Source organism: Zoogloea sp. (assembly GCF_041908905.1).
Classification (GTDB): Bacteria; Pseudomonadota; Gammaproteobacteria; order Burkholderiales; family Rhodocyclaceae; genus Zoogloea.
In genome coordinates, this window is sequence record NZ_JAYREK010000029.1 from 1 (window position 1) to 12,635 (window position 12,635).

Below are 12,635 nucleotides of genomic sequence, written 5' to 3' on the forward strand. Positions count from 1 at the left end.
CACAGGAAGAGGCGGTCGTTGAGGCCGTCGGTCCACAGGTCGGCCAGCGCGGAGCAGCCGTTGGCGAAGGGGCCGCCGCCCCAGTAGTCGTCCTCGTTGAGGAAGACGCTGTCGCCGAAGTCTTTGACGTCGCGCTTGGTCGCCTTGTAGCCCCAGCGGAAGCGGATCACCGGCGACCAGTGGGCCTGAGGCTGGATGAAGTTGTCAGCGGAACGCCGGGGCGCGAGAAAACCTTCCGGGTCCAGCTCCGGCGTATACGCGCAGGGGATCAGCCGCCCGGTGTCGTCCCCCTTGAACGCCAGCTGCGCCTCTTGGCGGGCCAGCCGGGCATTGAGGCCCTCGCACAGGCCCTGCTCGGCGGCGTCGTACCACTCGCCGTCGGAGTTGACGCCATGCACGAAGATGACGACCCCGGGCAGGGGCAGGCGGCAGGGCACGGGCTTCTCCCCATGGCCCGGGAGCAAAGGGATGCTGCAGGAGATGACGGGCGAGGTCATGGCTTGGGCGTGTTCGTTCAGGTTTCCGGGGGCGTGAAGCGGACGTCGAGGCTCTCGAACTGCGCGCTGGTGATGGACTGGGCGCGGCCCTCGGCGTCGGTGACGCCGGCCTCCACCCGGCCGTCGGCACGCGTGATCTCGTAGCGGGCGTCGGCGATCGGCTGGCCGTCGGTCGGCCGCACGAAGACGGGGGTGCGCCCCACGTCGGCGCTCGCAAAATGGGGGAGCTCCGCGGCCTGGGTGGCCGGGCCGCTCCAGTCGTGGCGGGCCGCCTTGAGGGCGATTGCGCCGGAGCAGCCGAGCTCGATCCGGCCGTTACCGAGCTTGAGATAGCAGCCGTCGGCGGTAGCCAGCAGGATCTCCTTGGCCGCCAGTGCCTGGAGCTGGCCGTCGCTGGCGGAGAGCTTGAGATGCCGCGCGGCCTCGATGGTGACGTCGTCGTGGCGGGCCTGGATGCCGACCGGCCCCTGGTGGGCAATGAAGCGGGCGCCGCCGGACTGGGCGAACAGGGAGATGCCCGTGCCGGCGTTGGCGATCAGGCGCTCGGCGGCGCTGACCTGGTAATGCTTGAGGGCGACGGCATCCAGATTGCCGCCGGCGTGGCTGACGATGCTGGCGGGGCTCGACAGGTGCACCCCGGCCGGGGCGGTGATGGCGACCAGGGGGGTGGCGCCGCCACCGCCGCCCGGCGCGGTGCTGGAGCCCTGCTCCCAGTCGCGGAGAGCGGCGTGCAGGCGGACTTGGGGCGCCGGGTCGGCCGCGACGGCGGTGTTGTCGGCGGCGTATTGGCCGAGCTCGCGGAACAGGGTGACGCACTCTTCCATCAGCGACAGCGTCTCCTCCCGCGCGAGCTGGCGGCTGGCCGGGTCGAGGCGGGCGAAGGCGCTGACGAGGAGACCGCGGGCGGCCCGCAGGGCGCCCGCCGCATGGGTGGCGAGTTCGAAGCCTTCTCCACGTGCTTCAGCCTTGCCGCCGTCCCGCGGGGTGCCGAGCCAGCCCTGGTTGAGCTGGGTGGCGGCGTGGCTGGAGAAGAGCTGGCTGCCGACCTGGCCGCCGCTGTCGTCGAAGCGCAGCTGGTTATAACCGTCGCCGTGGAACTCCCGCGAGCGGAGGCCGGAGAGCGCACCATTGGCCGGCAGCCCGCCCTTGCCGGAAAAGCGCACCGGCTCGTGGAGACCGTCGTACAGGCCGCCGAGGGCGATGGGCTTGTCGGGGTGGCCCTGGATGAAGCCGATCAGGATCTCGGAGCCCACCCGCGGCCAGAAGGCGGCCCCGAAGCCGGCGTCGGCCCAGGGCTGCAGGACACGCACCCGGGCGGAATCCCGGGGGGTGCCGCTGGTGCCGTAGCGGGGGTGCTCCTCGTCGCGGGCGAACAGGAAGCGCACGGCGATGCGCCCCTGCTCGTCGACGTCCACCTCGCGTCCGGACTCGCCGACCACGATGGCACTGAGCAGCCCCGGCCGCGGCACCCGGGCCGGGTCGTAGAGGGGAACGATGGGAACATCACTGCGCACGCATTCGAAACGGTTGCGGTAAAAGGGCAGGCCGCCACCCTCGTCCGGGATCTCACGCCAACCCTGGGCCAGGCGGTGCGCGAGGACGGGGTCGAGGCGGATGCCGTTGGCCGCGGTGAGCTCGAGGCGGGTGAGGACGAACTCCCGCTGGGCCGGCGGATGCCGATCTACCCCGGCGTGCCCGACCAGCACAAAACTGCGCCCGTGGGCGAAGCGGCGCACCACGCTCTCCCCCGACCAGCCCTTGGCGGCAAACTCGTGGGCGAGGATGCGGCTGCGCCCGAGCTGTGCGAGGTGGGCAGCCCCGGCGCCGGCGCGGGGCGGGTCGTAGGCGTAGTCGACGAGGCTGTGGGCCAGGGCATCGCCGGCCTCGCCCTGGTCGAGGGCGGAGGGCTCGGAGACATCGCTCCGGCGGACTGTCTTGCAGTCGAAGCTGCCCCGCGCGACGGCACCAGGCGCCAGGGTTCGCCGGGCCTCCCAGGTGTTGACGGTGTCGCTGACCTCGGTGGCATCGGCGCGCTGGAAGCGGACGGGGCCGAGGGAGTCGGCGACATAGAAGCCCGGCGCATCGGCGAGGATGAGCGTGTGAACGGGGTGGCCGTCCTCCCAGCTGCAGCGAAAATGCCAGGCGATGCCCTCCTGGGCCCACAGCCGGGTGAGGAAAGCGGCGTCGCTCTCACCGGCCTGCATCGTGAAGGCACGCGCAGGATATCTGCGCTGGAGGCCGTCGAAGGCAAACCGGAAGGCGGCGGCAAGGATGCGGTTGGTCTGCCGATGCTCGTCGAGGATCTGCTCGGTGATCTGCACGACGGAGAGTTCGCGAAAGACCCGCCAGGTCTTGCGGTGGGCGAGAATGCCCAGGGCGTCCTCGAAGTGCAGTTCGAAGACCGTGGCGGCGCCATCCGACAGGAGCCGCTCGACACCCGTGACGACGCCGCACACCCATCGGTTGCCGCCCTCGTCGTCACCGATGGAAAGCCCCACCGGCAAACCCTGGATATCCTTCAGCGCGAGGCTGTCGTCATCGCCAAGACACTGCACCCGGTAGCGCAGCAGGCCGCAGACAGCCTCCTCGCCCTCCGCGCGGTAGGCGACCAGGCGCCGTACAGCCTGTGGCGCGCTGGGAGGAAAGACAACCTTGAGGAGGCGCACGGCCTGGGAGAGTGCCGCAAATGCGCTGCGCACGGCGGCATGAAGACTGGTTTCGGCGATCATGGCAGCACAGCCTCGCCTGAGCCGGCTTTGCGCCCGGCACGGCAGGCCTCATCTCCTTGCAGAACAATGGCTGTACAAAATTATACATAAAATCTTTATGAATAGCTTATTTGCATTTTAACAAATGCAATTCGCTTTACCGCCGCCAGATACGCGGATAAACCTCGGAATAAAAAAAGCCCGGGGATCACCCGGGCTTCTGGTCTTGCAGGAGATGCAGCTTCGTTCAGCGCGGCAGCAGCGACGACCCCATCAGGAAGGCGTCGACCTCGCGTGCGGCCTGGCGGCCTTCGCGGATCGCCCACACCACCAGTGACTGGCCGCGACGCACGTCACCGGCGGCGAACACCTTGTCGACGTTGGTGCGGTAGCAGCCCTCGCCGTCGGTGGTGGCCTTGGCGTTGTTACGGGCGTCCTTGTCGACACCGAAGGCGTCGAGCAGCGCGCCGACCGGGTTGGTGAAACCCATCGCCAGGAAGGCTGCGTCGCAGGGGATCTCGAACTCGGAGCCGGCGACTTCCTCCATCCTGCCGTCCTTCCAGTCGAGGCGGACGGCCTTGAGGGCTTTGACGTTGCCTTGACCGTCGCCCACGAAGCCTTTGGTGGCCACCGCGAAATCGCGGCTGCAGCCCTCTTCGTGGGACGAGGAGGTGCGCAGCTTGTAAGGCCAGTTGGGCCAGGTGAGGGCCTTGTTCTCCTGCTCCGGCGGCATCGGCATCAGCTCGAACTGGGTGACCGAGGCGGCGCCGTGGCGGTTGGAGGTGCCGACGCAGTCGGAGCCGGTGTCGCCGCCGCCGATCACGACGACGTGCTTGCCCTTGACGTTGATCGGGTTGGCGATGCCCTGCTGGACTTCCTTGTTCTGGGGGATCAGGAACTCCAGCGCGGCATGGATGCCCTTCAGCTCGCGGCCCGGGACCGGCAGGTCACGGGGCACTTCGGAGCCGGCGGCCAGGATCACCGCGTCGAAGTCGGCCTTCAGCTGGTCGGCGGAGACGAACTCGGTGGCATCGTTGTTGATGCCGGCCGGCAGGTTCTTGTCGCCGACGAGGACCTGGGTACGGAAGGTGACGCCCTCGGCCTGCAGCTGCTCGACGCGACGATCGATGACCGACTTGTCGAGCTTGAAGTCGGGGATGCCGAAGCCAAGCAGACCGCCGATGCGGCTGCTCTTCTCGAACACCGTGACGTCGTGGCCGACGCGGGCCAGCTGCTGGGCCGCCGCCAGGCCGGCAGGGCCGGAACCGACGATGGCAACCTTCTTGCCGGTCTTGGTGGCGGACGGCTGCGGGACGACCCAGCCGTTGGCCCAGGCCTTGTCGATGATCGCGTGCTCGATCGACTTGATGCCCACCGCGTCGGTGTTGATGTTCAGCGTGCACGCGGCCTCGCAGGGCGCCGGGCAGATGCGGCCGGTGAAGTCGGGGAAGTTGTTGGTCGAGTGCAGAACCTCGATCGCCTCCTTCCAGTTGCCACGGTAAACCAGGTCATTCCAGTCGGGAATGATGTTGTTCACCGGGCAGCCGTTGTTGCAGAAGGGGATGCCGCAGTCCATGCAGCGCGCCCCTTGCTTGGCGGCTTCTTCGTCGCTCAGGGTGACGACGAACTCCTTGTAGTGCTTGAGACGCTGCTCGACCGGAGCGTAGGCCTCGGAGAGGCGCTCGTACTCGAGGAATCCAGTTGGCTTGCCCATATTACGCGGCCTCCAGTTCTTTCTGTTGTTGCGCGGCCTGCTCGGCCAGCGCGCGACGATATTCGTGCGGCATCACCTTGACGAACTTGCCACGGGCATTGGCCCAGTCGGCGAGGATCGCCTTGGCGCGCTCGCTGCCAGTGTAGGTGGCGTGGCGCTCGACCAGCATCTTGAGCAGGGCTTCGTCGGCCATGCCCAGGTGGCGGACATCGACGCGGCCGTGGGACTCGAGCTCGTCGCCGGATTCGGAGCCCTTGCGGGCTGCGAGCCCCTCCTCGACCGGCTCCAGGGCCACCTGGGCCATGTTGCAGCGGGACTCGAAGGTGCCTTCCTCGTCGAACACGTAGGCCACGCCGCCGGACATGCCCGCGGCGAAGTTGCGGCCGGTCATGCCCAGCACCACCACGGTGCCGCCGGTCATGTATTCGCAGCCGTGATCACCCACGCCTTCGACCACCGCCGTGGCGCCGGAGTTGCGCACCGCGAAGCGCTCGCCACCGACGCCGGCGAAGTAGGCTTCACCTTCGGTCGCGCCGTAGAGCACGGTGTTGCCGATGATGATGTTGGACGGGGTCTCGCCCTTGAAGCCATCCGCCGGGCGCACGACGATGCGGCCGCCGGAGAGGCCCTTGCCCACGTAGTCGTTGCCTTCGCCCACCAGCTCGAGGGTCAGGCCGCGGGACAGGAAAGCCCCGAAGCTCTGGCCGGCGGTGCCGTTGAGGCGGATATGCACGGTGTCGTCCGGCAGGCCGGCGTGGCCGTACTTGGCGGCAAAACGGCCCGACAGCATGGTGCCGACGGTACGGTTGACGTTGCGCACCGGGACTTCGAAGGAGACCTTCTCGCCCCGCTCGAGGGCCGGCTTGGCCAGCTCGATGAGCTGGTGGTCGAGGGCCTTGGACAGGTTGTGGTCCTGGGTCTCGGTGTGGGTGCGCGGCACCTCGGCCGGGACGTTCGGCAGGTGGAAGATGCGGCTGTAGTCGAGACCGCTGGCCTTCCAGTGCTCGATGCCCGCCTTCATGTCGAGCAGGTCGGCACGGCCGACGAGGTCCTCGAACTTGCGGATGCCCAGCTCGGCCATCAGCTCGCGCACTTCCTCGGCAACGAAGAAGAAGTAGTTGACCACGTGCTCCGGCTGGCCGGAGAAGCGCTTGCGCAGGGTCGGGTCCTGCGTGGCCACGCCCACCGGGCAGGTGTTGAGGTGGCACTTGCGCATCATGATGCAGCCTTCGACGACCAGCGGCGCGGTGGCGAAGCCGAATTCGTCGGCACCCAGCAGGGCGCCGATGACGACGTCGCGGCCGGTCTTGATCTGGCCGTCGACCTGCACGCGGATGCGGCTGCGCAGGCGGTTGAGCACCAGGGTCTGCTGGGTTTCGGCGAGGCCGAGCTCCCACGGCGAACCGGCGTGCTTGACCGACGACAGGGGCGACGCACCGGTACCGCCGTCATGGCCGGCGATCACGACGTGGTCGGCCTTGGCCTTGGCGACACCGGCGGCAACCGTACCGACACCCACTTCGGACACCAGCTTGACCGAGATGTCGGCCACCGGGTTGGTGTTCTTGAGATCGTGGATCAGCTGGGCCAGATCCTCGATGGAGTAGATGTCGTGGTGCGGCGGGGGCGAGATCAGGCCGACGCCCGGCACCGAGTGGCGCAGGAAGCCGATGTACTCGGACACCTTGTGGCCGGGCAGCTGGCCGCCCTCACCGGGCTTGGCGCCCTGGGCCATCTTGATCTGGATCTGGTCGGCATTGACCAGGTATTCGGTGGTCACGCCGAAACGGCCGGAGGCGACCTGCTTGATCGAGGAACGCAGGCTGTCGCCGGCCTTCAGCGGGATGTCGCGCTCGACGCGGCTGGCGCCGATGACCTCGGCCAGGGAGGAGTCCTTGGCGATCGGGATGAAACGCTTCGGATCCTCACCGCCTTCGCCGGTATTCGACTTGCCGCCGATGCGGTTCATCGCGATGGCGAGGGTCGAGTGGGCTTCGGTGGAGATGGAGCCGAGGGACATCGCGCCGGTGGCGAAGCGCTTGACGATGTCCTTGGCGGGCTCGACTTCATCCAGCGGCACCGGGGCGCCGACGGGCTTGATGTCGAACAGGCCGCGCAGGGTCATGTGGCGCTTGCTCTGGTCGTTGATGATCTTGGCGTACTCCTTGTACGTGTCGTACTTGCCGGAGCGGGTGGAGTGCTGCAGCTTGGAGATGGCCTCCGGGGTCCACATGTGCTCTTCGCCGCGGATCCGGAAGGCGTACTCGCCGCCGGCATCGAGGGCGTTGGCCAGCACCGGGTCGGCGCTGAAGGCCTGCTGGTGGAGGCGGATCGCCTCTTCCATGACCTCGAAGACGCCGATGCCCTCGACCTGGGAGGAGGTGCCGGTGAAGTACTTGTCCACCAGCTTCTTCTGCAGGCCGATGGCCTCGAAGATCTGGGCGCCGGTGTAGGACATCAGCGTGGAGATGCCCATCTTGGACATGACCTTCATGAGGCCCTTGCCGACGGCCTTGATGAAGTGCTTGACGTACTTGTCGGCGGTGGCTTCGTCGCCCTTGGCGAGCTCGACCAGGGTCTCGAGGGCCAGGTAGGGATGCACGGCCTCGGCGCCGTAGCCGGCCAGCACCGCGAAGTGGTGGACCTCACGGGCGGAGCCGGTCTCGACGACCAGGCCGGTGCGGGTGCGCAGGCCCTGGGTGACCAGATGCTGGTGGATCGCCGAGGTGGCGAGCAGCGCCGGGATGGCCACGTTGTCGGCATCGACCTTGCGGTCGGAGACGATCAGGATGTTGGAGCCGTTGAGCACCGCGTTCTCGGCTTCGGCGCAGAGGGAGGCCAGGCGCGCTTCGACGCCTTCCTTGCCCCAGCCCAGCGGGTAGCAGATGTCGAGTTCGGCGGAGCGGAACTTGTTGCCGGTGAAGCCGGCGATGCCGCGCAGCTTCGCCATGTCGGCGAAGGTGAGGACCGGCTGGGTGACCTCGAGGCGGTACGGCGGGTTGATCTCGTTGATGCCGAGCAGGTTGGGGCGCGGACCGACGAAGGACACCAGCGACATCACCAGCTGCTCGCGGATCGGGTCGATCGGCGGGTTGGTGACCTGGGCGAAGAGCTGGCGGAAGTAGTTGTAGATCGGCTTGTTGCGGGCGGACAGCACGGCCAGCGGGCTGTCGTTGCCCATCGAGCCGGCGGCCTCTTCACCGCTCTTGGCCATCGGCTCGAGGATGAACTTGATGTCTTCCTGGGTGTAGCCGAAGGCCTGCTGGCGATCCAGCAGCGACGCGGCGGACCTGGGCCCGGCCTCGGGCTCGACCTCGGCGCAGTTGTCGAGCTTGATGTTGATGCGCGACAGCCACTCCTGGTAGGGCTTGGCGGCGGCGAGGGACTCCTTGAGTTCCTTGTCGTCGATGATGCGGCCCTGTTCCATGTCGATCAGGAACATCTTGCCCGGCTGGAGGCGCCACTTCTTGACGATCTTCTCGTCGGGGATCGGCAGCACACCCGACTCGGAGGCCATGATGACGTAGTCGTCGTCGGTAACCAGGTAGCGGGCCGGACGCAGGCCGTTACGGTCGAGGGTCGCGCCGATCTGGCGGCCATCGGTGAAGGCCACGGCGGCGGGGCCGTCCCACGGCTCCATCATGGCGGCGTGGTACTCGTAGAAGGCGCGACGCTTCGGGTCCATCTGCGTGTGGGACTCCCAGGCTTCGGGAATCATCATCATCATCGCGTGGGCCAGCGAGTATCCGCTCATCACGAGCAGTTCGAGGGCATTGTCGAAGGAAGCGGAGTCGGACTGACCCGGGTAGATCAGCGGCCACAGCTTCTGCAGGTCTTCGCCGAGCAGCGGGGACTGGGTGCCCTTTTCACGGGCGCGCATCCAATTGTAGTTGCCGCGGACGGTGTTGATCTCGCCGTTGTGGGCGATGTAGCGGAACGGATGGGCCAGGTGCCAGGTCGGGAAGGTGTTGGTGGAGAAGCGCTGGTGCACCAGCGACAGCGCCGACACGCAGCGGGGATCCTGGAGGTCGAGGTAGTACTGGCCGACCTGGTCGGCGAGCAGCAGACCCTTGTAGTTGATCGTCCGCGCCGACATGGACGGCGTGTAGAACTCCTTGGAGTGCTTCAGCTTCAGGCTGCCGATGGCGTTGGCGGCACGGCGGCGGATAACGTAGAGCTTGCGCTCGAGGGCATCGGTGACCATCACGTCGGGGCCGCGGCCGATGAAGACCTGGCGGATCACCGGCTCCTTGGCCTTGACCGTGGGCGACATGGGCATCGCCGGATCGGTCGGCACGTCACGCCAGCCCAGGACGACCTGGCCTTCGGCACGGACGGCACGCTCGATCTCTTCCTGGCAGGCGAGACGGGAAGCGTTTTCCTTGGGCAGGAAGATCATGCCCACGCCGTAATCGCCGGCGGGCGGCAGCGTCACGCCCTGCTTGGCCATCTCTTCGCGGAACAGGGTGTCCGGAATCTGGATCAGGATGCCGGCACCGTCGCCCTGCAACGGGTCGGCACCCACGGCACCCCGGTGGTCCAGATTCTTCAGGATTTCGAGACCTTGCTGAACGATCTCGTGGGTTTTGTTGCCCTTGATATGTGCAATGAAACCGACACCACAGGCGTCATGTTCGTTGGCGGGGTCGTACAGGCCCTGCTCCAGGGGAAGATCCATCTCGTTTTTCCTCGACACAACACACACCGGCACTCACATTCCTGTAGCACCGGACCTTCAAACTGCGGGAAGCCGCCCCGCCCGAACCGTCAAAAAAAGCCGGCACATCGATCGGCCGGCTACTCCGATCCCGACGAGGAGACCGTTCAAACACATTGGGCGAGGTTTGAATATACCGCCGCAGACGCCGGTTTTTCAAGATTTTTTTGCAGCGCGGCAACGGGGGGAGCCGCTTGCGCGGCGCGGGTTGGCGAGCGGACGATCGCCTGCGTGGCGATCAGTAGATCTCGCCGACCGCGAAGAGGCGGCGATGCTCGCGCATTGCGTACCTGTCCGTCATGCCGGCGATGTAGTCGGCGATGGCGCGGGCCTTGTCGGCGCGGGCCATGGCCTGGTACTGGGGCGGCAGCAGGCGCGGGTCGTTCATGAAGGCGCCGAAAAGATCCTGGATGATGCGGCGAGCCTTGTCGGTCATGCGCAACACCTGGAAGTGGTGGTAGAGCTTGTCGCGCAGGAAGGCCTTCAGCACGCGCAGCTCGGGCAGCAGCCCGGCGCTGTAGGCCACCAGCCGCGGCGCGGCGTGCACCTCGTCGAGGCAGGCCACCCCCGCCTGGGCGATGTTGGCGCGGGTCTGCTCGATGAGGTCGACCGCCATCAGGTTGATCATCCGGCGGATCGTCTCGTGGATCAGGCGCCGCCCGGCGAGGCCCGGGTAGCGCGCCTCGACCGACTGCCGGTTGCGGGCGAAGATGGGCACCTCGTCGAGCTGCTCGAGGCTGACGAGGCCCGAGCGCAGGCCGTCGTCGATGTCGTGGTTGTTGTAGGCGATCTCGTCGGCCAGGTTGGCCAGCTGGGCCTCGAGGGAAGGCTGGCGCCCCTCGATGAAGCGCCGGCCGATCTCCCCGAGCTCGGCGGCATGCTTGGGCGAGCAGTGCTTGAGAATGCCCTCCCGCGTCTCGTACATCAGGTTGAGGCCGTTGAAGTCGGCGTAGCTCTCTTCGAGCAGATCGACGGTGCGCAGGGACTGCAGGTTGTGCTCGAAGCCGCCGAAATCCTTCATGCAGGCGTTGAGCGCCTCCTGGCCGGCGTGGCCGAAGGGCGTGTGACCAAGGTCGTGGGACAGCGCGACAGCCTCGGCGAGGTCTTCGTTGAGCTGCAGCGCGCGGGCGATCGAGCGGGTGATCTGAGCGACCTCGATGCTGTGGGTAAGCCGGGTGCGGAACAGGTCGCCCTCGTGGTTCACGAAGACCTGCGTTTTATATTCGAGGCGCCGGAAGGCCGTGCAGTGCACGATGCGGTCACGGTCGCGCTGGAACTCACCCCGCGCCAGTGGCGGCGCCTCCGCCACCTGCCGGCCGCGGGTGTTGGCTTCGCTGACCGCGTAGGGCGCCAGTTCGCTCATCGGCGGCGCGGCTCAGCAGCACGCCTCGATGGTGGCGCGGATCTCGGCGGTGCTGGCCTCGGAGGTGATCACCGCCCTGCCGATCGCCTTGAGCAGCACCAGCCGCAGGGTGCCGTCGCTCACTTTCTTGTCGTGGGCCATCAGCTCGAGATAACGGTCGGCGCCAAGGGCCGCGCCCTTCACCGGCAGGCCGGCCCGCTCGTGGATGCGGCGCACCCGCGCCACGTCGGCCTCGGAGAGCCAGCCCAGGCGGCGCGACAATTCGGCGGCCATCACTGCGCCGGCGGCCACCGCCTCACCATGCAGCCATTCGCCGTAGCCGAGGCCGGTCTCGATGGCGTGGCCAAAGGTGTGGCCGAGGTTGAGGGTGGCGCGCTCGCCCTGCTCCGTCTCGTCGGCGGCGACCACCTCGGCCTTGTTGCGGCAGGAGCGCTCGACGGCCTCGGCGAGGGCGTCGGCGTCGCGGGCCAGCAGGCGGTCGAGATTGGCCTCGATCCATTCGAGGAAGGGCAGGTCGCGGATCAGGCCGTACTTGATGACCTCGGCGAGGCCGGCCTTCAGTTCGCGATCCGGCAGGGTATCGAGGGTGGCGATGTCGGCCAGCACCAGCCGGGGCTGGTAGAAGGCGCCGATCATGTTCTTGCCCAGCGGGTGGTTGATCGCCGTCTTGCCGCCCACCGACGAATCCACCTGGGACAGCAGCGTGGTGGGCACCTGGATGAAGGGCACGCCGCGCTGGTAGCTGGCGGCCGCGAAGCCGACCATGTCACCGATGACGCCGCCGCCGAGGGCGATGAGGGTGGTGCTGCGGTCGCAGCGCTCGCCGAGCAGGCCATCGAAGATCAGGTTGAGGGTCGGCCAATCCTTGTGGGCCTCGCCGTCGGGCAGCACGATCTCGGTGACCCGCAGACCACGCTCACGCAGCCCGGCGACGAAGGGCGCCAGATACAGCGGGCCGACCACGGTGTTGGTGATCACCGCGACCCGCTTGGTCTTGAGGAAGGGCAGGATCAGGCCCGGGTCGGCCAGCAGCCCGGTGCCAATGTGAATGGGGTAGCTGCGCGCATCCAGCGCGACGCTCAGTGTTCGCATAGGGCCTGCAATTCCTTCTCTATCATTCTCACCATCGCGCTCGGCGTTCCGCGCCCGCCCTCGACGATGATGTGGGCAACCTCCCGGTAAAAGGGGCCGCGGGCTTTCAGCAGCTCCTCGAGGCGCCCCTTGGGGTCGGCCACCTGGAGCAGCGGGCGGCTGCGGTCGTGGCGGGTGCGCTCCCACAGGATCTGCGGCGGCACGCTGAGGAACACCACCACCGCACGCTCCCGCAGCAACGCGCGGTTCTCGGGCCGGATCACCGCGCCACCGCCGGTGGCGAGGACCATGTTGGATTCGCGGGTGAGCGCGTCGAGGGTCTGGGTTTCGCGCCTGCGAAACCCGTCCTCGCCCTCGATCTCGAAGATGGTCGGGATCTTGACCCCCGTGCGAGCCTCGATCTCGTGGTCGGAGTCGACGAAGCGCAAACCCAGCCGCTTGGCGAGATCCCGCCCCACGGTAGTCTTGCCCGAGCCGGGCATACCGACGAGGACGATGCAGCGACTGTTGATCATTTATTCCTTTATCCGGGTCACGGCACCCG

General features: G+C 67.6%; 7 protein-coding genes. All 7 read right to left on the reverse strand.

Translation table 11 applies throughout. The features are described 5' to 3' along the window. On the reverse strand, positions 1-437 hold a 437-nt coding region (locus ACE3OU_RS14050; protein WP_374242174.1), incomplete at its 3' end, for a hypothetical protein. Between the two features lie 77 nt (positions 438-514). After that, positions 515-3,226, reverse strand: coding sequence for a type VI secretion system Vgr family protein (locus ACE3OU_RS14055; RefSeq protein ID WP_374242175.1), 2,712 nt, complete (start codon positions 3,224-3,226; stop codon positions 515-517). Positions 3,227-3,452: 226 nt separating this feature from the next. Beyond that, complete coding sequence (locus tag ACE3OU_RS14060; protein ID WP_374242176.1) at positions 3,453-4,919, reverse strand: glutamate synthase subunit beta; 1,467 nt, start codon at positions 4,917-4,919, stop codon at positions 3,453-3,455. 1 nt (position 4,920) lies between these two features. Continuing rightward, positions 4,921-9,597: a glutamate synthase large subunit gene (gene gltB, locus ACE3OU_RS14065; protein WP_374242177.1), complete on the reverse strand. Its 4,677-nt coding sequence runs from the start codon at positions 9,595-9,597 to the stop codon at positions 4,921-4,923. Between the two features lie 277 nt (positions 9,598-9,874). Further along, positions 9,875-10,999 carry a deoxyguanosinetriphosphate triphosphohydrolase gene (locus ACE3OU_RS14070; RefSeq protein WP_374242178.1) on the reverse strand — a complete coding sequence of 375 codons (1,125 nt, stop codon included), beginning with the start codon at positions 10,997-10,999 and terminating at the stop codon, positions 9,875-9,877. Between the two features lie 12 nt (positions 11,000-11,011). After that, positions 11,012-12,091, reverse strand: coding sequence for a 3-dehydroquinate synthase (aroB, locus tag ACE3OU_RS14075; protein ID WP_374242179.1), 1,080 nt, complete (start codon positions 12,089-12,091; stop codon positions 11,012-11,014). Continuing rightward, positions 12,079-12,606 (reverse strand): shikimate kinase, encoded by a 528-nt coding sequence (locus ACE3OU_RS14080; RefSeq protein ID WP_374242180.1) that lies wholly within the window; start codon positions 12,604-12,606, stop codon positions 12,079-12,081. The genes aroB and ACE3OU_RS14080 overlap by 13 nt, the downstream gene beginning before the upstream one ends. Positions 12,607-12,635 lie beyond the last annotated feature (29 nt).